This is a genomic window from Rhodococcoides kyotonense, from assembly GCF_001645385.1.
GTDB classification, from domain to species: Bacteria; Actinomycetota; Actinomycetes; order Mycobacteriales; family Mycobacteriaceae; genus Rhodococcoides; species Rhodococcoides kyotonensis_B.
The window spans coordinates 198,617-222,387 of the sequence record NZ_LVHI01000004.1; the positions used below are offsets into that span (position 1 = coordinate 198,617).

Annotated in this window: 20 protein-coding genes; 14 read left to right on the plus strand and 6 right to left on the minus strand. The window is 65.5% G+C overall.

Going from position 1 to position 23,771, the window contains the following annotated elements:
* The first annotated feature begins 28 nt into the window (after positions 1–28).
* From A3K89_RS04120 to ligD, 3 genes are all read left to right on the plus strand, one after another.
* Positions 29–904, plus strand: coding sequence for a DMT family transporter (locus tag A3K89_RS04120; protein ID WP_068422159.1), 876 nt, complete (start codon positions 29–31; stop codon positions 902–904).
* A gap of 225 nt (positions 905–1,129) precedes the next feature.
* On the plus strand, positions 1,130–2,755 hold the full coding sequence (groL, locus tag A3K89_RS04125; protein ID WP_068422162.1) for a chaperonin GroEL: 1,626 nt from the start codon (positions 1,130–1,132) through the stop codon (positions 2,753–2,755).
* Between the two features lie 247 nt (positions 2,756–3,002).
* Positions 3,003–3,950, plus strand: coding sequence for a non-homologous end-joining DNA ligase (ligD, locus tag A3K89_RS04130; protein ID WP_068422165.1), 948 nt, complete (start codon positions 3,003–3,005; stop codon positions 3,948–3,950).
* Between the two features lie 3 nt (positions 3,951–3,953).
* Here ligD and A3K89_RS04135 read toward each other — a convergent pair whose 3' ends face one another.
* On the minus strand, positions 3,954–4,649 hold the full coding sequence (locus A3K89_RS04135; protein ID WP_068422168.1) for a FadR/GntR family transcriptional regulator: 696 nt from the start codon (positions 4,647–4,649) through the stop codon (positions 3,954–3,956).
* 153 nt (positions 4,650–4,802) lie between these two features.
* On the opposite strand from A3K89_RS04135, the gene aspA reads away from it, so the two are divergent.
* The 4 genes from aspA (at position 4,803) to A3K89_RS04155 (ending at position 9,209) form a co-directional block, all read left to right on the plus strand.
* Positions 4,803–6,242 (plus strand): aspartate ammonia-lyase, encoded by a 1,440-nt coding sequence (gene aspA, locus A3K89_RS04140; protein WP_068422171.1) that lies wholly within the window; start codon positions 4,803–4,805, stop codon positions 6,240–6,242.
* Between the two features lie 5 nt (positions 6,243–6,247).
* Positions 6,248–7,675, plus strand: a complete 1,428-nt coding sequence (locus tag A3K89_RS04145; protein WP_068422174.1) for an amino acid permease — start codon at positions 6,248–6,250, stop codon at positions 7,673–7,675.
* A 4-nt stretch (positions 7,676–7,679) separates the two neighbouring features.
* Positions 7,680–8,540, plus strand: a complete 861-nt coding sequence (locus A3K89_RS04150; protein ID WP_084423562.1) for an asparaginase — start codon at positions 7,680–7,682, stop codon at positions 8,538–8,540.
* Between the two features lie 96 nt (positions 8,541–8,636).
* Positions 8,637–9,209 carry an isochorismatase family protein gene (locus tag A3K89_RS04155; RefSeq protein ID WP_068422305.1) on the plus strand — a complete coding sequence of 191 codons (573 nt, stop codon included), beginning with the start codon at positions 8,637–8,639 and terminating at the stop codon, positions 9,207–9,209.
* Here A3K89_RS04155 and A3K89_RS04160 read toward each other — a convergent pair.
* Positions 9,206–9,790, minus strand: a complete 585-nt coding sequence (locus A3K89_RS04160; RefSeq protein WP_068422308.1) for a hypothetical protein — start codon at positions 9,788–9,790, stop codon at positions 9,206–9,208. The two genes, A3K89_RS04155 and A3K89_RS04160, sit on opposite strands and share 4 nt — an antisense overlap.
* Positions 9,791–9,838: 48 nt before the next feature.
* Here A3K89_RS04160 and A3K89_RS04165 point away from each other — a divergent pair, with 48 nt between their 5' ends.
* A complete protein-coding gene (locus A3K89_RS04165) occupies positions 9,839–11,230 on the plus strand; it encodes a glucose-6-phosphate dehydrogenase (RefSeq protein ID WP_371828784.1) in 1,392 nt (463 codons plus the stop codon).
* A 63-nt stretch (positions 11,231–11,293) separates the two neighbouring features.
* Here the strand turns inward: A3K89_RS04165 and A3K89_RS04170 are convergent, their stop codons facing one another.
* The 3 genes from A3K89_RS04170 to A3K89_RS04180 form a co-directional block, all read right to left on the minus strand.
* Entirely contained in the window at positions 11,294–12,658 is a 1,365-nt protein-coding gene (locus tag A3K89_RS04170) for an FAD-binding oxidoreductase (RefSeq protein ID WP_068422311.1), read from the minus strand.
* Positions 12,659–12,820: 162 nt separating this feature from the next.
* A complete protein-coding gene (locus A3K89_RS04175; protein ID WP_068422180.1) occupies positions 12,821–16,090 on the minus strand; it encodes a BTAD domain-containing putative transcriptional regulator in 3,270 nt (1,089 codons plus the stop codon).
* A 60-nt stretch (positions 16,091–16,150) separates the two neighbouring features.
* The gene (locus tag A3K89_RS04180; protein ID WP_068422182.1) at positions 16,151–16,354 is read right to left on the minus strand and encodes a PspC domain-containing protein; all 204 of its coding nucleotides are present in this window, start codon (positions 16,352–16,354) and stop codon (positions 16,151–16,153) included.
* A 203-nt stretch (positions 16,355–16,557) separates the two neighbouring features.
* On the opposite strand from A3K89_RS04180, the gene A3K89_RS04185 reads away from it, so the two are divergent.
* From A3K89_RS04185 to A3K89_RS04195, 3 genes are all read left to right on the plus strand, one after another.
* The gene (locus tag A3K89_RS04185) at positions 16,558–16,698 is read left to right on the plus strand and encodes a hypothetical protein (RefSeq protein ID WP_157105213.1); all 141 of its coding nucleotides are present in this window, start codon (positions 16,558–16,560) and stop codon (positions 16,696–16,698) included.
* A 107-nt stretch (positions 16,699–16,805) separates the two neighbouring features.
* Positions 16,806–17,717, plus strand: coding sequence for a polyphosphate kinase 2 (ppk2, locus tag A3K89_RS04190; protein ID WP_068422188.1), 912 nt, complete (start codon positions 16,806–16,808; stop codon positions 17,715–17,717).
* 697 nt (positions 17,718–18,414) lie between these two features.
* Positions 18,415–19,254, plus strand: a complete 840-nt coding sequence (locus tag A3K89_RS04195; RefSeq protein ID WP_068422314.1) for an alpha/beta hydrolase family protein — start codon at positions 18,415–18,417, stop codon at positions 19,252–19,254.
* Here the strand turns inward: A3K89_RS04195 and A3K89_RS04200 are convergent.
* On the minus strand, positions 19,244–21,274 hold the full coding sequence (locus tag A3K89_RS04200) for a prolyl oligopeptidase family serine peptidase (RefSeq protein ID WP_068422191.1): 2,031 nt from the start codon (positions 21,272–21,274) through the stop codon (positions 19,244–19,246). The two genes, A3K89_RS04195 and A3K89_RS04200, sit on opposite strands and share 11 nt — an antisense overlap.
* Before the next feature lie 36 nt (positions 21,275–21,310).
* Here A3K89_RS04200 and A3K89_RS04205 point away from each other — a divergent pair, with 36 nt between their 5' ends.
* The 3 genes from A3K89_RS04205 to A3K89_RS26150 form a co-directional block, all read left to right on the plus strand.
* Positions 21,311–21,955 carry a GAP family protein gene (locus A3K89_RS04205; protein WP_068422194.1) on the plus strand — a complete coding sequence of 215 codons (645 nt, stop codon included), beginning with the start codon at positions 21,311–21,313 and terminating at the stop codon, positions 21,953–21,955.
* Between the two features lie 74 nt (positions 21,956–22,029).
* The gene (lpdA, locus tag A3K89_RS04210; RefSeq protein ID WP_068422197.1) at positions 22,030–23,433 is read left to right on the plus strand and encodes a dihydrolipoyl dehydrogenase; all 1,404 of its coding nucleotides are present in this window, start codon (positions 22,030–22,032) and stop codon (positions 23,431–23,433) included.
* 144 nt (positions 23,434–23,577) lie between these two features.
* Positions 23,578–23,771 (plus strand): hypothetical protein (locus tag A3K89_RS26150; RefSeq protein WP_217266249.1); only part of this gene is annotated, 194 nt, incomplete at its 3' end.

Genomic DNA, 23,771 nt, shown 5'->3' on the forward strand with positions numbered 1-23,771 from the left:
AACAGCTCGCGCACTACTGTTTCGTAACGTGCCGCAAACACTTCTCGTGGTGGTCCTGGCGCTCGGTGCCGCCCTGTGCATCGCGATCGGAACGGTCGTTCGCCAACGCACTGCGGCTGAAGTTCCCCTCGAGGACGTCGGCGTACTCGGTCCTATCACGACGCTGGTGAAGCGGCCGGTCTGGTGGGTGGGAACGGTCGTCGGCATCGGCGGCTACGCGCTTCAAGCTGCCGCGCTCGGGCTTGGATCGTTGCTGTTGGTGCAGCCGCTGTTGGTTCTGTCCCTGCTCTTCGCGTTACCGCTCGGCGCCCGATTCTCCCATCGCGCGATCTCGGGTGCGGAATGGCTGTGGGCCGCGATCCTGACGGCGTCGGTCGCAATTCTCGTCGTCGTGGGCGACCCGAAGCCCGGCATCGAACGGGCCGAGGCGCGGCACTGGGTGGTGATCTGTCTCGTCGGCATTCCATTCGTGGCGTTGTGCGTGTTCGCCGCGCAGCGCAGTACGGGATCGCGTCGCGCCGTACTTCTCGGATCGGCAGGCGGCGCGCTGTTCGGTGTGGCGGCCGTGCTGACGAAAGGCGTCGTGCATCTCTTATCGCGTGGCGTGGTCCCGTTGCTGACGTCGATCGAGTTGTACGCGTTGATCGTCGTGGCCGTGTGCGCGATCTCGTTGCAGCAATCGGCGTTCCAAGCGGGGGCGCTGCAGGCATCGCTCCCGGCGACGACGGTCATGGAACCCGTCGTCGCGTCGGCGCTCGGGTTTCTGGTTCTCGGCGAATATCTCGACGCCGACCGCGACGTCGCCGTCGTGCTCGTCGTGGCGCTGTCGGCCATGATCGCCGCGACGGTAGCGCTCGCCAGGTCGTCGGCGCAGGGAGAGACGTCGGTTCCGGTCGGGCCGTAGCTGCGGTTCGCCCGCGTCGGCGACCTTGCACTCGCCATGGTCGAGTGCTAGAAATGGCTTTGGCACTCGCGCCTTGTGAGTGCCAGGTCGGGACGGTGAGGCTGGGAATCATCGACACCCCTGGTCGTCCGTCGCGGGCACCGAACTCGGCCGAGCAAGTGCAGATGGAGCGACTGGCACCCGGTCGCTCTGCGTGTCACCCCCAATCCGGAGGATCACTTCGCAATGGCCAAGATCATCGCGTTCGACGAAGAGGCACGCCGTGGCCTCGAGCGAGGCCTCAACGCCCTCGCCGATGCAGTAAAGGTGACGTTGGGCCCCAAGGGTCGCAACGTCGTGCTCGAGAAGAAGTGGGGAGCTCCCACGATCACCAACGATGGTGTCTCCATCGCCAAGGAGATCGAGCTCGAAGATCCCTACGAGAAGATCGGTGCCGAGCTCGTCAAGGAGGTCGCCAAGAAGACCGACGACGTCGCAGGTGACGGCACCACCACCGCTACCGTTCTCGCCCAGGCTCTGGTTCGCGAAGGTCTGCGCAACGTCGCAGCCGGCGCCAACCCGCTCGGCCTGAAGCGCGGCATCGAGAAGGCTGTCGCAGCCGTCACCGAGTCGCTGCTGTCCTCCGCCAAGGAGATCGACACCAAGGAGCAGATCGCTGCTACCGCTGGTATCTCCGCAGGCGACGCGTCCATCGGCGAGCTCATCGCCGAGGCCATGGACAAGGTCGGCAAGGAAGGCGTCATCACGGTCGAGGAGTCCAACACCTTCGGCCTGCAGCTCGAGCTCACCGAGGGCATGCGCTTCGACAAGGGCTACATCTCGGCGTACTTCGCCACCGATGCTGAGCGTCAGGAAGCCGTCCTCGAAGACGCGTACATTCTGCTCGTCAGCTCCAAGGTTTCCACGGTCAAGGACCTGCTGCCGCTGCTGGAGAAGGTCATCCAGTCCGGCAAGCCGCTGCTGATCGTCGCCGAGGACGTCGAGGGCGAAGCTCTCTCCACCCTCGTGGTCAACAAGATCCGCGGCACCTTCAAGTCCGTTGCCGTCAAGGCTCCCGGCTTCGGTGACCGCCGCAAGGCTCAGCTCGCCGACATCGCCATCCTCACGGGCGGCGAGGTCATCAGCGAAGAGGTCGGCCTCTCGCTGGAGACCGCAGGCCTCGAGCTCCTCGGCCAGGCACGCAAGGTCGTCGTCACCAAGGACGAGACCACCATCGTCGAAGGCGCGGGCGACTCCGACGCCATCGCCGGACGCGTCAGCCAGATCCGCGCCGAGATCGAGAACTCCGACTCCGACTACGACCGCGAGAAGCTGCAGGAGCGCCTGGCCAAGCTGGCCGGTGGCGTTGCAGTCATCAAGGCCGGAGCTGCGACCGAGGTCGAGCTCAAGGAGCGCAAGCACCGCATCGAAGACGCAGTGCGCAACGCGAAGGCAGCCGTCGAAGAGGGCATCGTCGCCGGTGGTGGCGTCGCACTGCTGCAGGCTTCGCCCGCAGTCGACTCGCTCAAGCTGGACGGCGACGAGGCAACCGGCGTGAACATCGTTCGCGTCGCCCTCGAAGCACCGCTGAAGCAGATCGCGTTCAACGCAGGCCTCGAGCCCGGCGTCGTCGCAGAGAAGGTCCGCAACCTCCCGTCCGGCCACGGCCTCAACGCCGCGACCAACGAGTACGAGGACCTGCTCGCTGCAGGCATCAACGACCCGGTCAAGGTCACCCGCTCGGCACTGCAGAACGCAGCGTCCATCGCGGCTCTGTTCCTGACGACCGAGGCCGTCGTCGCCGACAAGCCCGAGAAGGCCGGAGCGCCCGTCGGCGACCCGACCGGTGGCATGGGCGGCATGGACTTCTGAGTCCGTTCCCTCGCCGACAAGCCCGGTTCCTCTTCGGAGGGGCCGGGCTTTTTCGTCTCCGAGCGCCGCGCGCAGGTTGCAGCAAGTGCGCGGGTTGCAACGTGCGCGTGGGCTGGAAGGTGCGCGGTTGGTGTGGGTGCTCGACCGGGGGTGCTGCGCGCGCAGGTTGCAGCAAGTGCGCGGGTTGCAACCTGCGCGTGCGCTGGAAGGTGCGCGAAACTCGGCCGAACGCACCTAGGCTCGCGGTATGGCATCGGACGCTATCGAACTCGAGGTGGGCGAGCGGACTGTCCGCGTCTCGAACCCCGACCGGGTGTACTTCCCGGAGAGCGGGGCGACGAAGCTCGATCTGGTCGAGTACTACCTGAGCGTCGGCGACGGAATCGTCCGCGCACTCCGAGAGCGGCCGTGCATGATGCACCGCTTCCCGAAGGGACTCGCCGGGGACAAGGTGCACCAGAAGCGGGTGCCGAACGGTGCGCCGCCGTGGCTCGAGACCGTGCGCGTGAAGTTCCCTCGCTACAACCGAACCGCCGACGAACTGTGCGTCACCGAACTAGCGCACGTCGCGTGGGCGGTTCAGATGTCGACCGTCGAGTTCCACCCGTGGAACAGCCGTCGAGCCGACGTCGAGAGCCCCGACGAGTGGCGCATCGACCTCGATCCCATGCCGGACTGCCCGTTCGACCGGGTTCGACGAGTCGCCGGCGTCGTGCACGAGGTGCTGGACGAGATCGGCGCCGTCGGATGGCCGAAAACCTCTGGCGGACATGGGCTTCACATCTACGTACGCATTCGGCCGGACTACGGATTCAAGGATGTGCGCAGGGCCGCACTGGCTTTCGCGCGGGAAGTCGAGCGTCGGGCTGCCGACGACGTGACGACGGTGTGGTGGCGTAAGGATCGTGACCCCGCAAAGCTTTTCGTGGACTACAACCAGAACGCACGCGATCACACGATCGCCAGCGCGTACTCGGTTCGGGGCAATCAGCAGGCGACGGTGTCGACGCCGATCGAGTGGGACGAGATTCCCGACGTCGATCCGCGCGAGTTCACGATCTTCACGGTTCCGAAGCGCTTCGAGAAGCTCGGGGATCTGCACGCGGGCATCGACGACGCGGTCTTCTCGCTCGACCCGTTGATCGAATGGGCGGAGCGTGACGAGCGGGAGGGGCTGTCGGAACCCGAAGACTGAGACCTAGGAGCCCAGCGATTGGACCGCTCCCCGAACGGCGTCGAGATGCGCGGCCATGGCGTCGGCTGCCTCCTGGTAGTTGCCGGAACGGATGCCGGCGACGATGGCGTCGTGCTCGATGTTGGACATCTCCCGCCGTCGGGCAACGAGGTTGAGAGTCTCGGACTGCCGGGTCAGCGCGCCGCGGATGTCGACGATGATGGCCTCGAAGACGCGGTTCTTCCCTGCGCGGGCGATGGCGGTGTGAAATTGGCCGTCTAGCGAGACCCAGGCCTGGTGGTTGTCCTCGCGCCGCATGCGGTCGGTCAGGTCGGTGAGGATCTGCAGGTCCTCGTCGGTACGCCTTTCGGCGGCCCAGCCCGCGGACGGAATCTCGACGTGCGGCCGAGCCTCCATGAGTTCCCGTGCTTCGTAGTTGCCGATGTCGAGGTCTCCGGTGACACGGTCGCGTACGACGAAAGTGCCTCTGCCCGTTTTGGTTTCGGTCAATCCGAGTGCGGTGCAGGATCGCAGCGCCTCACGGATGACCGACCGGCTGACGCCGTGGCGCGCGGCCAGTGCGGATTCGGCGGGGAGTTTGTCGCCGATCTCGAGTTGGCCCGACACGATGGCGTCGCGCAGATCTGCGAACACTGCTTCGGCGGCGCTCATCCTCGTTGCGGTCGGCTGACTGACCGCCCAGCTGTCCGACAGGCTCATGTCTGAATAGTCCCCTTCTCGCTGATCGGGAGTCAAACGGCGGGAGTGGAGCCTCCGGAATGACCATAGAACCTGGGTTGACGCGTTGCGTGGCTTGGTTCACACTCTAACCTGTCAGACAGCCGGACAGCCGGACAAACCAAGGAGCATGCAGTGGCGGTCACCCGTGTCGAGAAGGACCTTCTCGGCGAGCGCGAGATACCCGACGAGAGCTACTGGGGCATCCACACCCTGCGAGCGCTGGAGAACTTCGCGATCACCGGGCGCGCCATCAACACGAACGGCCACCTCATCCGGGGTCTCGCTGCCGTCAAATGGGCAGCGGCGGCGGCCAACGAAGAACTCGGCATCCTCGACGCCACTCGCGCCAATGCCATCCGTCAGGCGTGCCAGGAGATTCTCGACGGGAAGCTCCACGAGCAGTTCGTCGTCGACGTCATCCAGGGCGGCGCAGGCACGTCGACCAACATGAACGCCAACGAGGTGATCGCCAACCGAGCGCTCGAGATCCTCGGGTATGTCCGCGGCGACTACTCCCATCTGCACCCGAACGAGCACGTCAACGCCAGTCAGTCCACCAACGACGTCTATCCGACGGCCGTCAACATCGCGACCATCTACGCGGTCCACGAACTGATCGGGTCGCTGAAATTCCTGCGCGACGCGTTCCAGCGCAAGGCCGTCGAGTTCGCCACCGTCGTGAAGATGGGACGTACGCAGCTGCAGGACGCGGTACCGATGACGCTCGGCCAGGAGTTCGGCACCTACGCGATCATGATCGACGAGGACTGCTCGCGGCTGGAGGAAGCCGCGCTGCTCGTCGGCGAGATCAACCTCGGTGCGACGGCCATCGGAACCGGGCTGAACGCGCCCGTCGGATATACGACGTCGGCCTGCGAGCATCTGCGACGCAAGACCGGGCTTCCGCTCGTCACCGCGACCGATCTGATCGAGGCGACGCAGGACGTCGGCCAGTTCGTGCACCTGTCCGGCGTGCTGAAGCGCGTCGCGGTGAAGCTGTCGAAGATCTGCAACGACCTGCGTCTGCTGTCGTCGGGTCCGCGCGCCGGGCTCAACGAGATCAATCTTCCTGCGATGCAAGCCGGTTCGTCGATCATGCCCGGCAAGGTGAACCCGGTGATCCCGGAGGTCCTCAACCAGGTCGCCTACGAGGTGATCGGACACGACGTCACCATCACGATGGCCGCCGAGGCAGGACAGTTGCAGCTCAACGCATTCGAGCCGATCATCGTGAAGTCGTTGTCGGAGGGCATGGCCCACCTCGGTGCGGCGTGCCGCACCGTCGCCACGCGATGCGTCGACGGCATCACCGCCAACGCCGACCTGCTGCGTGACCGCGTCGAGAACTCCATCGGACTCGTGACCGCACTCAGCCCGTACCTCGGGTACGTCGAGTCGACGGCAATCGCCAAGGAAGCTCTGCTGACCGGGCGCAATGTCGTCGACCTCGTTCTCGAGAAGAAACTGCTCGCCCGCGACGAACTCGATCGTCTGCTCAGCCCCGAACATCTCGCCAACCTCCGCGTCGTGCCGACCGAGCACGCCGACGCCCCAGCAACCTCGACAAGGTAGGACCCATGACCGTCGACAACACGAGACCGATAGTCGAGGAAGAACTCGGTTATCGAAAGTCGCTGGCACCACGCCAGATTCAGATGATCGCGATCGGTGGCGCCATCGGCACCGGTCTGTTCATGGGCGCCGGTGGACGCCTGCACGATGCAGGCCCCGCGCTGGTCCTCGTGTACGCCCTGTGTGGATTCTTCGCGTTCCTGATCCTGCGGGCGCTCGGCGAACTCGTCATGCACAGGCCGTCGTCGGGCAGCTTCGTGTCGTACGCACGCGAATTCTTCGGTGAGAAGATGGCATTCGCGGCCGGCTGGCTGTACTGGATGAACTGGGCGATGACAGCGGTCGTCGACGTCACCGCCGTCGCGCTGTACATGAACTTCTTCAAGAAGTACTGGGCACCGCTCGGACACGTCGACCAGTGGGTGTTCGCGCTGATCGGGCTGGTGCTCGTGCTCGGCTTGAACCTGGTGTCGGTCAAGGTGTTCGGTGAGCTCGAATTCTGGTTCGCACTGGTCAAAGTCATTGCCCTGGTGACGTTCTTGGCCGTCGGTGTGTACTACGTGCTGTTCGGAACGCCGATCGACGGGCAGTCACCCGGCCTGAGCGTCATCACCGACAACGGTGGATTGATTCCCAACGGGTTGCTTCCTGCGATCGTCGTCATCCAGGGTGTCGTGTTCGCGTACGCGTCGATCGAATTGGTCGGAACCGCAGCAGGTGAGACGGCCGAGCCGGAGAAGGTCATCCCGAAGGCCATCAACACGGTCATCGTGCGCATTCTCGTGTTCTACGTCGGATCGGTTCTGTTGCTGTCGCTTCTGTTGCCCTACACCGCATATCACGCGGGGGAGAGTCCCTTCGTCACGTTCTTCGGTGCGATCGACGTGCAGGGTGCCGACGCGATCATGAACCTCGTCGTCCTCACGGCGGCGCTGTCCTCGCTGAACGCCGGACTGTATTCGACGGGCCGCATTCTGCATTCGATGGCGGTCGCCGGGTCGGCGCCGAAGTTCGCCGCACGAATGAACAAGGCAGGTGTGCCGTACGGCGGCATCGCGTTGACGGCACTCGTCGCGCTCGCCGGCGTCGGACTGAACGCGGCCGTGCCTGCGCAGGCGTTCGAGATCGTCTTGAACTTGGCTGCTCTCGGTATCATCAGCGCGTGGGGTGTCATCGTCATGTGCCAGCTGAAACTGTGGTGGCTCGCGCGCCGCGGGACTCTGGAGCGGCCGAAGTTCCGCATGTTCGGTGCGCCCTACACGGGCATCGCAACACTGGGCTTCCTGCTCGCCGTGCTGATTCTGATGGCGTTCGACAAGCCGGTGGGCACGTGGACCATCGCGTCCATCCTGTTCATCGCACCTCTTCTCGTTGCCGGCTGGTTCCTGTGCCGCAATCGGATTCGCACACTTGCAGAAGATCGAGAGGTATGACCGCTTGTCTTACATCGCCCTCCTGACCACGGGTGGCACGATCGCCAGCAGCCGTGACGAGAACGGCGTCAGCCGCCCCGGCGCAGCGCGGTTCGACCTCGCCGCCGAGGTGAAGGTCGTCGACCTGATGTCCAAGGACAGCTCGAGTTTCGACTTCGCGGACATGGACCGCATCGTCGACGCGGTTGCCGAGGCGCTGGAGGACACGGAGTGCGACGGCGTCGTCGTTCTGCACGGCACGGACACCATGGAGGAGAGCTCGCTTCTCGTTGATCTGTTCCACGACGACCCTCGCCCGGTCGTGTTCACCGGGGCTCAGCGTACATCCGATCATTCCGACCCCGACGGGCCGGCGAATGTCGATGCAGCTGTGCGTGCTGTGACGGATTCGGCGAACCGAGGCCGTGGGGTTCTCGTGGTGTTCGGCGGACGCACGCTGCCTGCGCGGGGGTTGTGGAAGTGCCACACGTCCGAGCTCGACGCGTTCGCCAGTTCGGCCGAACCCCGAACCGTGCTGCCGCGCAGTGCGATTGCCGGCGTCCGCGTCGACATCGTCGCGCTCTACCCGGGTGTCGACGCGGTGGCGATCGACGCGTACCGCGCCGCGGGCACCCAGGGCATCGTGCTGCAGGCACTCGGCTCGGGGAACACGAATGCGGATGTGGTCGCGGCGGTGAAAGCCTGTACGGCCGAGGGTGTTCCGGTCGTCGTGACCACGCGCGTGCCCGTCGGCGAGATCGAGCCGAGCTACGGCGGCGGGGGAGGCGGGGCAGACCTCGTCGACGCGGGTGCCGTGTTCTCGCCGGTGCTCCGGGCCGGTCAGGCGCGGGTACTGCTGGCGGCGCAGATCGCTACCCGGGTATAACGCTCCCTGATTCCAGGAAATATGCGGGATCCCGCGGATTTCGTGGAGTTGGGGAGCACCATGCACCCCTCTCCGTCCGCGGGGATACTGGACACCATGACTCGAGCTTTGTTGATCGTCGACGTTCAGAACGATTTCACCGAGGGCGGCGCGCTCGGTGTCGACGGCGGTGCGCACGTCGCCCGAAAGGTGAGCACGCTCCTCGCCCGGGAAGGCGACGAGTACGACGTCATCGTGGCTTCGCGCGACTGGCACGACGCCGACAGCGACAACGGGGGACACTTCGCGACGGACGAGGCCCCGAACTTCACGACGACTTGGCCGGTGCACTGTGTCGCGGGTACGGAAGGCGCCGAGTACCACCCCGATCTGTCCACGGGGTCGGTGGACTTTCACGTGTTCAAGGGGCAGGGGAAGCCGTCGTATTCCGCGTTCGAGGGTGTGGCCGAGAACGGTACGTCGCTGACGGACATTCTGAAGCAGAACGAGGTCTCCGACATCGACGTCGTGGGCATCGCGACGGACTACTGCGTGCGGGCGTCGGCGCTCGACGCGATCGAGGCGGGGCTGTCGGTGCGCGTGCTGACCGAGTACGTGGCGGGGGTGGCCGCCCAGTCCTCGAAGGCCTCTTTGGAGGAATTGGCCGCGGCAGGGGTGGAACTCGCCTAGGAGTCGATCGTCGTCGTGATGGTGGTGACGGACGGCGAGGTGGGTGTGCTGCCGAAGCCGAAGGTGACGGGAGGATCGACGGGCGTCAGTGCGCCCAGGTCCTCTCCGTCCCACGACGCGGATGCCGCGGTGATGCGGTGTTGATCGCGGGCACCGTAGTACTCGCGTCGACCGTTGCCTGCGCTGCCGCGGGTACGCACACCACGCAGAACGACGCGGGCGATCGGGTCGGTCAGGGCGCAGAACCACGGTGCCGTCGACACCGTCGACGGGATCACGCGCAACAATCGTCCGAGGGGCGTGACGCCACCGACAACCACGCGCAGCGTCAAGGGCCCGGCCGTGATCTCCGGTCCGAACGTCACCGGCGTGATGAGTGTGTCGTCGAACGTGTAGGTGGACGTGACGAATTCGCGCACGGCGTCCGACGGTGCCAGGAGAAGTCTGCGGCCGTCGGGAAACTCGACCATGATGTCCGTGAACTCTCCCAGTGGCGAATCCGTCCAGTGGCCGACGACGATCCGCACACCGGATTCGGTACCTACCCCGTAGATTTCCCCGTGAAACCGTGATCTTTCCATCGGCCCGACTGTAACCACGTTTTCGCCGACGGGTGCATGATGGACCACATGGCGTCTGTGCAACCCACGATCTTCGTCCTGTTCGGTGCGACCGGTGACCTTGCCAAGCGGATGGTGCTGCCGTCGTTCTACGAGCTGCATGCCGGGGGCCTGCTTCCCGAGAAATGGGTGCTGATCGGCAACGGCCGGCACGACACGTCCGACGAGGAGTTCCGCGACCACGTGCACGACGCGTTGGACGAGTTCGGGTCCGGCACCGATCACTGGGATGCGTTCTCCGAACGAATTCGGTTCGCAGGCAAAGGATTCACCGTCGACGATCCGGGCGCGCTGCCCGACGTGATCGAGGCCGCCCGCAAGGACGTCGGCGACGACGCCCAGCTGGTGCATTACATCGCCCTGCCCCCGACCACGTTCGAGGACTACACGAAGGCGCTCGGCGCGCACGGCCTGGCCGAGGGCGCGCGCGTCGTCTACGAGAAGCCGTTCGGGACGTCGCAGAAGAATTTCGAGGAGCTCGACAAGGTCGTCCACGGCGTGCTCGACGAGAAGCAGGTCTACCGGATCGACCACTTCCTCGGTAAGGAAGCGACGCAGAATCTGCACGTTCTGCGGTTCGCGAACGGCATGGTCGACGGCATCTGGAATTCCCGGCATGTCGAGCAGGTGCAGATCGACGTCCCCGAGACGCTGAACATCGACGATCGCGCCGAGTTCTACGACGAGACCGGCGCCGTGCTGGACATGCTGGTGACGCATCTGTTCCAGGTCGCAGCGGAGGTCGCGATAGAGCCGCCCGCGTCGATGAGTGCCGAGGATCTTCAATCGGCGCGCGAGAGCGTGATCGGGTCGTTCCGGCCGATCGACACCTCGGAGGTCGTCCTCGGCCAGTACGACGGCTATCGCGACGTCGAGGGCGTCGCGGACGATTCCACCGTCGACACGTTCGTCGCGGCCAAGCTGTGGGTCGACACCGATCGCTGGCGCGGCGTGCCGTTCCTGCTCCGCACCGGAAAGATGTTGGGTGTCAGTGCACAACGTGTGTCGCTGGTGTTCCGTAAGCCCCCGAACAGCCCGCTGACCGGGATCCCCGACGACGGCACCGTCCTGTCGTTCGACCTGTCCGGCAACGGAGCGATCGACATGTCGATGACGGTGAAGGAACCGGGCCCGGACTTCGACCTGTCGGTCGGGCATCTGTCGTTGCCGCTCAAATGCGTTCCCGACGCGGAACCACTGTCGCCGTACTCCCGTCTGATTCTGGACGTGTTGAACGGCGACCGGTCGTTGTTCACCCGTCCCGACGGTCTCGCGCAGGTCTGGAAGGTCGCGGCACCGCTGCTGGACAACCCGCCGAGCGTCGAGAACTACGCTCCCGGGACGATGGGCCCCGACAGTGCGGATGACCTGGCGTCGCCGTGTGGGTGGCTGGTGCGCTGACGCACCCGTGCGCGGAAAGTTGCACCCTGGGCCAACGTTCCGCGCACGGGCGGCGTAGCCGCACTACCAGCGCGAGGCCGCCGAGAAGACTCCCTGCGGATCGACCTCGGCTCGGATCGACTCCAGACGGTCCCGGGTGTCGGCGGACCATGCGCTGCGCACCCGGTCGGCCGGGACGCCGGTGGCTGCACCTGCCATGTTGACGAATGCGCCGCAGGTCCACGGCTCGAACCGATCGACGAACCCGTCGAGAGCGGCGGGGACGGCGTCGGCGATCGGCGGGACGAGGACACCGACGGCGAACAGGTTGAACGCGGCGTCGCGTCCGGCGACGGCGTTCGCACTCGCCGGCCGACGACCCAGCGCACCGCCCATCGCACGCAGTTCGGCAACGGCGAGCGGTAGTTCGGCTGCGCCGAGGAAGACGTCGGCCGCGTCGTCGGTGAGTTCGGTCAGCAGCAGCCCGCGTTCCATCGCGGGCATCGGATCGGTCGGGTCCATGTGCACGGCGGCGATCGCAGCGAAGGGGATCTCGCCGACGGTGTCCATGACCGGCTGAGCGACGCCTCGTATCGGGGCCAGCAGGGCGTACCCGTCCTCGGTCGAGCTGACGTGCGCATACCGCAGATGCAGGACGGTCCGGCCGCGCAACGGTTCCGGCAGTTCCGGGACGGGTGGCAGATGCAGCACGGCGACCGACGTCGTCACGGAATCGGGGAGCGTCGGAACCCACGACCGCCACGCCTGGACGACGGCACGCGCGTCGGCGATGTCGAAGAAGATCCCGCCGCCGAGGACGGTCTGAATCGGGAACAGGTCGACGACGATCTCGGTCACGATGCCGAACGCGGCACCCCCGCCGCGCAACGCCCAGAACAGGTCGGCGTTCTGGTGCTCGTCCGCTCGGCGCACGACTCCGTCGGCGGTGACGACCTCGATGCTGCGGACGTGATCTGCGGCGAAACCGTACGTCCGAGCGATCGGGCTGAGTCCGCCTCCGAGGGTGTATCCGACGGCGCCGACGGTCGTCGAGGAGCCGGCGAGTCCGGCGAGGCCGTAGGGCGCGGCCGCGTCGAGAACCTTCTGCCAGACGACGCCCGCGCCGATCGTTGCGGTTCGCCCGTGATGGTCGATCGTCAGCGTCTCCAGTGCGCGGGTGCTGATCAGAATCGTGTCCGGACCGGCGGCAACGGCGCTGTGGCCCGTGCACTTGACCGCGATCTTCATCCCGGCCCGCGCGGCGACGCGCACTGCTGCGGCGACGTCGTCGGCATCGGCTGCGACGAGGACCGCGGCCGGTTGGTGATCGACGGCGACGTTGAAGCCGGATACCTCGACGACGTAGTCGGCCGAGCCGGGCTCCAGCACGAGGCCGCGGGTCGCGAGGTTCAGTTCGGTGGGTACGGCGTTGGATTCGGTGGTGGTCATCGTGTTCGCTCGTCCTTCTCTGGGCTGGTGTGGTGTGAGCACAGCTGACCACCGGGGGATTGCAGTCGACTTGGAGAACTCTTGGACCGAGTCGATCATCGGGGTCGATGCAGGGCTGGATCAGCGGAAGAGCGCAAATTCACCCGTTCGGATGAACAGCGATCAGCGAGCGTCCATCCACTGAGGATCGGCCAGTAGATCCTTCGTCGACGCAAAAAGACGCTCGGCGGCGACGCGATGGTCGGCGGCCGCGTCGTGCATTCCCAGAACGTCGGCGGTGGCGGCGAGTGCCGAGTCGACGGCACCGCAGTACAGGGACCCGCTGTCGACGCCCGCGAAGGTGCCTGCGAACGGCAGCAATTCGTCGTAGCACTCGCGGCACACGTCGGTGTCGCCCAGGGCGGCGGCAGCGAGCGCTCGCACGGCCGTCATCCCGCGCCAGTAGTAGTCCCGCTGGTACGGCTCGGTTCGAGCCCAGATCTCCCGTGCACGGCTCATGTTGCCGCTGCGTGCCAGCGCCAGCACCCACGGGTTGTGAATGCGGACGGGGAGGTCGCCGTCGAGCGTCGGGAAGTCGTCGAGGATGCCGTCGTACGAGTCGGTCGCGATGGCGGTCGCCAGGCGTCCGATGTAGCGGATCTCGAATCCGTGCGACGTGCCCTGCTCGTCCATGTAATCGGCGACGGCTTCGTAGCGGGCGGCGGCGACTCCGTATCGACCGGCGAGCACATCGACGAGGCCACCGAAGATCGTCAACACGCCGAGCAACTGCGTCAGGGCAGCACCACTGGCGAGTTGGATGGCGTCACGCACGTGCGAGCGGGCCCCTTCGAGATCGACGACGGCGTTGCACGCGAGGAACAGCTGGAAGTGGGCGAGCGCTTGGTATTCGGCCGAGCCGATGTCGGTGGCGACGGCGAGCAGCTGCTCGGCACGTGCGACGCGTTCGTCGTCGTGATCGGGTCCGAATGCAATGTAGCCGAACGCATTCAAGGCCAGGCATAGCAGTTCGGGGTCCCCCAGCCGCTCGGCCAGTGCGACCGCGTCGACGGCCTGTTTGCTTGCGGTCGCGGAGTCGAGACCCTCGATCTCGAACACCGACGTGACCAGGAGACGAGTCCGATCGGCTTCTCCCACATCGGGATCGGCGAGAAGCGCGTTCACGTGGCGCAGAATTCCCTCGTCGGCGATGCCTTCGCGGATGTGCCAGATGACGGGTGCGCGCCACGACGTCACGGCATCGAGCAGCGCGCGACGGTCGTCGAGTGCCCACGCGATGTCGATCGCCTCCTGCCGACGCACCCGTGCTTCCCGGGTGTTCGCCGCCCGTGCGAGCGATGCGACGACCCTGATCAGCAGGGCGAGTCGTTCGGTGGCCGGTGCCATCGGGTCGAGATCGAGCGTCTCGAGTGCGGAATTCCACAGGGCGAGAGCATCTTTGTGCGACGACAGAGATTCCGCTCGGTGCGCGGCGGCGGCGATGACGTGCGTCGACTCGATGGCCGTCGTCGAGGTCGCGCCGAGTGCGGCGTGATGCGCGAGGAGTGCGAGGTCCTCGGGCGCGCGATCGCGCAGCACCGCATACGCCTGCGCGTGCAGTCGCCTGCGTCGCAACTTGGGCAGGTCGAGGTACAGCGTGTCGCGGACGAGCGCGTGGGTGAACTGCAGTCGGTCGGCAGCTCGTTCGGTCAACAAGCCTGCAAGCACCGCGGGTTCGAGATCGTCGAGCAGTTGGTCTTCGTCGGCCTTGGTCATCTCGAGCAGAGTGTCGAGGTCGGATTCGCGGCCGAGGACGGACAGCCGTCGCAGGGTGGTGACCGTGTGCTCGGGAAGTCGGGAAAGTCTGCGGCGCAGTACTTCTCCGATACCGGTCGGGATGGCTTCGCGCGCGGCAGACGCGCCTTCTGACACGATGAGGCGGACGAGCTCGCGCAGGAACAGCGGGTTGCCTTCGGTGCGCGTCACGAGCAGTGCCAGTGTGTCCGGACTCGGATCGACAAGACCGAAATCAGCTGCGACGGCGGCCATTCGATCCGGCGGCAGGCCCGCGAGTTCGAGTCGTGTGCTCGGCACGTCGAGCAGCGTCGCCCACGCGGACGTGAGATCCTCGGTGATCTCCGACGATCGGAACGTTGCGACGACCAGAATGTGCGCCCCGCGCGCGTCCGTCGCGAGTTGCCGCAGCACCGAGAGCGTCAACGCGTCGCCGCGGTGGACGTCGTCGAGGACCACGAGGATGGGCGACGACTCGGCGAGCCGGCAGAGGTAGTCCGCAACCCATTTGCCGAGCCAGAATGGTTGTGCTGTATCGATTTCCGATGATCGTGGAAGGATCGGGGCCAGCTTGTCGCGGACGTCGTCGTCCATGCCCGCGACGTTCGCGAGCGACTGCAGGACCTCGCTCCACGCCCACCCGGGAGGGGCGCCGTCGACCTCGGGGCAGCGACCCCACCCGATGTTCCACTGTCGTTGCCGCAGTTCGGCACTCAGCATCGACGCCAACGTGCTCTTGCCCTCGCCTGCCTCGCCGCCGATCCACGCGATCCCGAGTCCCGACGCGGCCGCCGTGTCTGCTGCCGCGACGAGCGCCGCGAGATCGTCCGGTCGACCGTTGGCGACCTCCGGATCGGCCTGCGCGGTCGAGCGTTCAGCGGGAACGACCGGCGCGACGACGGCGTGAACCTCCTCGACCTGCACCTCGTCCACGCTGTGCGCCAGGATGTCCGATTCCAGGGTGCGAAGTGTCGGGTCGGGATCGATTCCGAACTCGTCGGCCAGATAGTCGCGGGAACGCCGGAGCACGGCGAGCGCGTCGGATTGCCTGCCGCCGCGGTAGAGCGCGAGGGCGAGGAGTCGGACGGATTCCTCGCGGTCGGGCGCGAGGGCGATCACGGATTCGAGATCGCTGACGACGGCAGCGTGGTTGCCGCGGGCGATCATGTCGGCGGCTCGGCGTTCGACCGCGGTGCGACGGAGATGCTCGAGCCGGGTGACTTCCGACGCGGCCCATGCGGCGTCGGAAACCTCCCGGTACGGGCCGTCGGTCCACAGAGCCAACGCGTCGGTGTAGCGGTCGGTCCGGTCGACGAGATGCTCGAACTGCCAGACGTCGACGGCCTCGTCGGGCAGGGTCAGCGCGTATCCCGGAGGCGCGCTGATCAGCACGGTCGCGGGCGAGCGCGGTGGACGGTTCGGTTCGAGCACGCGCCGCAGATTCGAGACGTGCACCTGCAGCGCACCGAGCGCCCTCGGCGGCGGATCGCCCGCCCACAGATCCTCGATCAACAGGTCCGTGCTGACGACGCGTCGACGCGCCAGTACGAGGCGCGTGAGCACGGTGCGCTGGCCGCGGCTGCCCAACGAGACGGGCCGCCCGTCGACGTCCGCACGGATCGGCCCGAAGGCGCGAATCGTCACTGCTGGCTGAATCATGATGATCGGTAGGTTAACGGCATCCATCCCGGGGCGCCCAGCAGTACGCCCGCCTGCACCTCAGGATCGCTCGGGCATGAGCATCCAGGCCGCGAGGTAGACGAGGGCGACGGTGCCGAAGGACACGAAGGCGCCGATCACCGTCAGGACGCGAACGAGGTTGACGTCGATGCCGAAGTACTCGGCGACGCCGCCGCAGACACCGGCGACCATCTTCTGCGAATCGGAGCGGACGAACTCTTTCGGGGCGTTGGTGTATGTCATGAGAAAGAGTCTGCTCGGCGGAGACCTCCCGGCACATCGGGAATTTCCCCCATCTCGACCCCGAAGTCTTCACCGACCGTAAGCATGGAATCCGGCCCGAAACAACCGTACGGCCTTTTTCTGAAACCAGCTAGGACGCAGCGGGTTTCGCCGGATAGTGTGTGCTCGTTCGACTGCTCATCACCCTCGAAAGGACTCTTCTCATGCTCGGAACTCTCCTCGGCGCAGTGCTCGGCGGACTTCTCGGCGGCACGGGCGACGACGCTGCTGCAGGCGCAGGCCTGGGCGCTATCCTCAGCGGCCTCCTCGGAGACGGAACCGGAAGCGCCGGATCCAGCTCGTAATTGCTCTCCGTGCGCCTTCTGCGTGACCGACGAAACCGCAGAGGGCGCACGACCGAGTTCACCTTCTTGTCACCATCTTGTTGCCGCCGGGGGCTAGCTTTCGGCCCATGACTCACGATTTCAGCTCGGTCGGCAACCTCGACGCAGCCGTCGACCTCACGGATACTTCCGGTTTCGTCGTCGACGACAGCGACGACGACGATCCCATCCTGCTGACGGTCCCCGACGGGCGAGTCGTCGACACCTGGCGCGAGGGTTATCCCTACGACGAGCGCATGTCCCGCGCCGAGTACGAAATGCAGAAGCGGTTGCTTCAGATCGAACTGCTCAAGCTCCAGATGTGGACCAAGGAGACCGGCCGACGCCACGTCATCGTGTTCGAAGGCCGCGACGCCGCAGGCAAAGGCGGCACGATCAAGCGCTTCATGGAACACATGAACCCGCGCGGCGCACGCGTCGTCGCGTTGGAGAAGCCGTCGGCGCGCGAGTCAACGGAGTGGTACTTCCAGCGCTACATTCAGCACCTCCCCGCTGCCGGCGAGATAGTCATGTTCGACCGCTCCTGGTACAACCGTGCAGGCGTCGAGCGTGTGATGGGATTCTGCGACGAAGACCAGCACGCGCGATTCGTTCGGCAGGCGCCGCTCTTCGAACAAATGCTCGTCGACGACGGGATCAGCCTCACCAAGTTCTGGTTCTCGGTGTCCCAGCTCGAGCAGCGCACGCGCTTCGCCATCCGTCAGGTCGACCCGGTCCGGCAGTGGAAGCTGTCGCCGATGGACCTGGCCTCGCTGGACAAGTGGGATGCCTACACGGCGGCGAAGGAGGAGAACTTCCGTGCCACCGATACCGACGTCGCGCCCTGGACCATCGTGAAGAGCAACGACAAGAAGCGCGCCCGGCTCAACGCGATGCGCTTCGTTCTGAACAAGTTCGATTACGCAAACAAGGATCAGGAAGTCGTCGGGGAAACAGACCCGTTGTTGGTCGGACGTGCGCGTGACGTGATCGGAGAATGATCCTCTCCTAACCGGTCGCCGCGACTCCGTCGTCGAAATGTCGGCAAATCAGGTTTATTTCCCGATTTCATGGTCCCGCTGTTACCTCGTCGATGCATATGAGGTAAGAAGGAGGCGGGTCGTGACGTGGCGGCCGAGCAGTTCAACTGGAGGAGTAATTCATGGGTTCCGCAGCAACCTTCCTTGGTGACATCGTTTCCGGCGTCTACGACGGAATCGTCGACGCAATCGTCGACCAGATCGTCGGTGCTCTGACCTCGGGCAGCGCTGCCTGATAGGGCTCCGGCCAGGTTCGAACGAGGCGCCGCGACTCACTCGAGTCGCGGCGCCTCGTTCGCTTTTGTAAAAGCTGTTTTCTGGTTTGGTCGACGCTTTGCTGCTTTTGGACTTTTATCGCCGAGCCCCTGGCGGAGTTTCGATTCGCTTGATAGAAACGTAAGTGGCAGTGATTGTTTCGTGATCGTCACTCCATCGGAATAGAACCCTCGAATAGAAGGAGCTCATTTCATGTCCAGCGAACTCGACACCTCCGGCCTGCTCGCCCTGCTCGCATTGCTGTTCTCCGGCAGCGCAGAAGCACCCGAGACGCCAGCGGGCTGAGTCAACGTCTGCTTCAAGCCTCCTACGTCGGCCGGGGCCAACCGCACAGGTTGGCCCCGGCCGACGTTCGTTCGTGTAGGCCTTAGTCTTGGCGGTCGTGGAGACCGTTCCGATTCAGATGCCCGGCGGCGACGTCGTCCCGGTAAGACTGTTCGAGTCCGCTGTCCCTCCCAAGTGGGATGTTCCCGTCGTCGTCGTGCTGCCGGGTCTCGGCATCCCGGCCGGCTACTACCAGCTGTTCGCCGAGCGGCTGGCGGACGAGGGCATGCACGTCGCGCTCGCCGATCTACGTGGCCAGGGTGACAGTAGGCCCAAGCCCAGCAGCGCCAGCAGGTACGGCTATCAGGAACTCGTCTCGGTCGACTTCCCCGCGGTGTTCGAAGTGGTCCGGGAGCGATTTCCCGACGCGACGCCGTACGCGCTCGGCCACAGCATGGGCGGGCAACTCGCGTCGCTGTACGCGTCGCGCATCCGTGGCCGTCTCGGCGGCTTGATCCTGGTGGCGTCGGGATCGCCGTACCACCGCGGTTTCGGCGTCGCGCGAGGTGCTTCGCTGTTCGTCGGTGCGGCGGCCATGTCGCTGACCAGCAGCATCGCGGGCTTCTGGCCAGGGGATCGTATCGACATCGGCGGCTTCGGCCGTCAGTCGAAGGTGTTGATCGACGACTGGTCGCGGTTCGCACGCACCGGCAGGATCGAGCCGTCGGGCGCCGACATCGACTACGAGGAGAGGATCGGCAGGCTGAAGCTGCCGATCCTCGCCGTCACGCTGGCCGGCGACGACATGGCCCCCCGCAGTTCCATGGACAACCTGCTGCAGAAGTTTCCGCGCGCCGATATCACCACACGGCATCTGGAGTCACCGCGTGGTCATATCGAATGGATCCGTCAGCCGGGCTCGGTCGTCGCCGAGGTGGTCGAGTGGTTCAAGCGTTGAGGGTCGTCCACAGGAACTGAAACGCGAGCGTCGTCTTGAACGCCATCTGAGCGTTGTCTGCGGCACCGCCGTGGCCGCCCTCGATGTTCTCGAAGTAGCGAACGTCCTGGCCCAGCTCCTCGAGGCGTGCGGCCATCTTGCGGGCGTGGCCGGGATGGACCCGGTCGTCCCGCGTCGACGTCGCGATCAGGATCGGCGGGTATTTCTTGTCCTCGGGTCCGACGACGTTCTGGTAGGGCGAGTATTCGGAGATGAATGCCCACTCGTCGGGATCGTCGGGGTTGCCGTACTCGGCCACCCACGAGGCTCCGGCCAGCAGCAGGTGGTAGCGCTTCATGTCCAGTAGCGGCACCTGGCAGACGATGGCTCCGAACAGCTCGGGGTACTTCGTCAGCATGATGCCCATCAGCAGACCGCCGTTGCTGCCGCCCTGGGCGCCGAGCTGCCGATGCGTCGTGATGCCACGTTCGACGAGATCCCGGGCGACAGCCGCGAAGTCCTCGTGGACCTTGTGCCGACCGGCGCGCAGCACCTGGGTGTGCCACTCGGGGCCGTACTCACCGCCACCGCGGATGTTGGCGACGACGTACGTGCCGCCTCGTTCCAGCCATGCGAGGCCTGTCGCGCCGCTGTACGACGGCGTCATCGAGATCTCGAAGCCGCCGTAGCCGTAGAGCAGGGTAGGTCCTGGCTCTGCATTGTCGCGGCGTACGACGAAGTACGGGATTTTCGTGCCGTCGTCGGACGTCGCGAAATGCTGGGCGACGGTCAAACCGGTCGTGTCGAAGAAGGACGGCGCCTGCTTCAGCGCCTCGATTTCTCCCCCGACCGTGCCGTACAGCAGCGTCGCGGGCGTGAGATAACCGCTCGACGACAGGAAGAACTCGTCGCCGTTCTCCTCCGAATCCGTGCCGACGATCTCGATCGACGTCAGCTCGGGCAGACCGGTCATCGGTCGGTCGCTCCAGCCGTCGTCGCCCGGCGTGTAGACCCGTACCTCGGTGGTGACGTCGACGAGCGTGACGACCAGCAGGTGATTCTCGGTCCACGCCCACTGATGCAGCGAGCGGTGCTCGTCCGGCGCGAACAGGACCGTCAGATCACGCTCACCGCGCACGAACGCGTCGAAGTTCGTGGCGAGCAGTGCGCCCGCCGAGTACGTCGTGTCGCCGACGGTCCAGTCCGTCATCGTGCGCACGAGCAGCCAATCCTTGTGGATCGACGCCGTCGCGTCCGTCGGCACGTCGACGAGGACGAGTTCGTCGCTCTTCAGCACGTAGAGCTCGGCGTTGTAGAAGTCGGTGGCGCGCTGGACGAAGTCGCGTTCGAATCCGGGAGTCCGGTCGTGCCATGCGGAGATCGAGATGTCCGACGGCTTGCCCTCGAACACGGTCGTCGCCTCGGACAGTTCGGTGCCGCGCTGCCACCGCTTCGCGATCCGCGGGTAGCCGGAGTCGGTGAGCGAGCCGTCGCCGAAATCGGTACCGATGTAGACGGCGTCGGAATCGATGTAACCGATGTCGGTCTTCGCTTCGGCGACGTAGAAGCCGCCGTCGTTCGCGTTGCGGAAAGTCCTTGTCTCCAGGTCGAATTCGCGCACGACGGTCGCGTCGGCGCCGCCGCGGGACAGTGTCACCAGCGCGATCTTCTGGTCCGGGCGCAGAACCTGTGCGCCGCTCCAGACCCAGTTCTCGCCTTCGGCGTCGGCGACGGCATCGAGGTCGAGCAGGACGTCCCATTCGGGGGAGTCCTTGCGGTACTCCTCCATCGTGGTCCGACGCCACAGCCCGCGCACGTGGGTCGCGTCGCGCCAGAAGTTGTAGAGATAATCGCCGCGGCGACGCGCGTACGGAATGCGGGCGTCGGTGTCGAGGACTTCGCGAACGCGCGCCTCGATGGCGTCGAACTCGTCGCTCTTCATGAACTCGGTGGTTGCCGCGTTGCGGGTGCGCACCCAGTCCAGGGCCGCGTCGTCGGTGACCTTCTCTAGCCACAGGTACGGGTCTTCGGTGTTGCTCATGCGTCATTTCTACCTGCGCGAGTACTGTCTCCGAAGATGACGGGCCATGCGCTGACGTTCGCACTCGTGGGTCTGGTCGTCATGGTGTGGCCGTGGTCCCTCGTGCCCGCGTTCCTCCTCGCGGCCACTGATCGCGGCCCGGTGAAAGTCGCCGCGTATGCGGCCGGATACGTTCTCGCCCTGGCCGTCGTCATGATTCTCGCCGCGACGTTGCTGCCTCCCGGTCCGCGAGCGAAGTCCACCGGACATCTCGTGGCGTGGATCGAACTGGTCGTCGGGTTCCTGCTTGCGCTGTTCGTACTCGTGCTCTGGATTCGTCGGCGACGACACGAACCGACGACACCGAAATGGCTCAGCGGGCTCGACCGCGTCGGCGTCGTCGCGGCGTTCCTGCTCGGATTGTGGGTGCCGAACTACGCGTTGGTGACCGTCGCGGTCGCGGAGTTGACGCTGCTCGAACTGCACGGACCCGAAGCGGTCGGTGCCGCCGTCCTCTGGGTGCTGGTCGCGACGCTCGGAGTCGTCGCACCGCTGGTCGTGCTCGCGATGGCAGGCGCGAAAGCCGAAGCGATGCAACGGTCCTGGCGGGAATGGCTTGTCAAGCACAGTTCGACGATCATCTCCGTGGTGCTCGGTACGGTGTCGGTGGTGTTGATCGTCAAAGGTGGAATGTCGGTATGAGGTCGTGGGGGCTACCCGTGAGTAACGGGACCATCTCGAGACAGTGATACGCGACGGGACTACCCTGGGGACTCGTGACCTCACACTATGACGTCGTTGTCCTCGGAGCCGGCCCCGGTGGGTACGTCGCTGCTATCCGCGCGGCACAACTGGGCCTGAGCACCGCCATCATCGAGAAGAAGTACTGGGGTGGTGTGTGCCTGAACGTCGGCTGCATCCCGTCGAAGGCTCTTCTCCGTAACGCCGAGCTGGCGCACCTCTTCACCAAAGAGGCCAAGCTCTTCGGTATCTCGGGAGAGGCGAGCTTCGACTTCGGTGCCGCATTCGACCGCAGCCGCAAGGTGGCCGAGGGACGCGTCAAGGGCATCCACTTCTTGATGAAGAAGAACAAGATCCCCGAGTACGACGGCCTCGGTAAGTTCACCGACGCCAACACGATCGAGGTCGAGCTCAGCAAGGGCGGCACGGAGACGGTCACGTTCGACAACGCGATCATCGCCACCGGTAGCACCACCAAGCTGCTGCCCGGCACCGAGCTGAGCAAGAACGTCGTCACCTACGAAGAGCAGATCATGACCCGGGACCTGCCCGGATCGATCCTCATCGTCGGTGCGGGCGCCATCGGCATGGAGTTCGGCTACGTCCTGAAGAACTACGGAGTCGACGTCACCATCGTCGAGTTTCTCGATCGCGCGCTCCCCAACGAGGACGCCGACGTCTCGAAGGAAATCGAGAAGCAGTACAAGAAGCTCGGCGTGAAGGTGATGACCGGCGCTGCCGTGCAATCGATCGACGACGACGGCTCCAAGGTGACCGTGTCGATCAAGAACAACAAGTCCGGTGACGTCGAGACCGTCACCGTCGACAAGGTCATGCAGTCCGTCGGCTTCGCGCCGCGCGTGGAGGGTTACGGTCTCGAGAACACCGGCGTCGCGTTGACCGACCGCGGTGCCATCGGCATCACCTCGACCATGCAGACCAACGTGCCGCACATCTACGCCATCGGCGACGTGACGGCCAAGCTGCAGCTCGCGCATGTCGCGGAGGCGCAGGGCGTCGTCGCAGCGGAGACGATCGGTGGAGCCGAGACGCTGCCGATCGACGATTACCGCATGATGCCGCGCGCGACGTTCTGCCAGCCGCAGGTCGCCAGCTTCGGTCTGACCGAGGAACAGGCTCGCGCCGAGGGTCGTGACATCAAGGTCGCGAACTTCCCGTTCGCCGCGAACGGCAAGGCACACGGACTCGGTGACGCCACCGGCTTCGTCAAGCTGATCTCGGACAACCAGTACGGCGAGCTGATCGGCGGACACCTCATCGGTCCCGATGTCTCCGAGTTGCTGCCCGAGCTCACGTTGGCGCAGAAGTGGGACCTGACGGTCAACGAGTTGGCGCGCAACGTCCACACGCACCCGACGTTGTCGGAGGCTCTGCAGGAAGCGATCCACGGTCTCGCGGGACACATGATCAACTTCTGATCAAGCTCTTCTGCGAACGGCGGCAACCACTTCGGTGGTTGCCGCCGTTCGTGTTTTCTGGGGGCGTCCGAAACGCATGGGCAGTGTTCCGACAGTTGAATCCGTAACCGATTGTGGCGCTGCTGGTTACGGTCACTCGAACTGGTGTTCTACATCTTGTCGGTGGGTGCGGCTATGGTGTGGCTCATAGTCGTGGGGGACGAGTCGATGGGGGCGGTTTCGGTGAATGCTGTTGGTGGGGGCGTTGATTGGTCGTCGGAGGTGCCGTCGGTGCCGGAGTGGTATGTGTCCGATGCGGAGGCGGAGGGGGTGTCGTTTCCGGATGGTGTCGGCGGTGG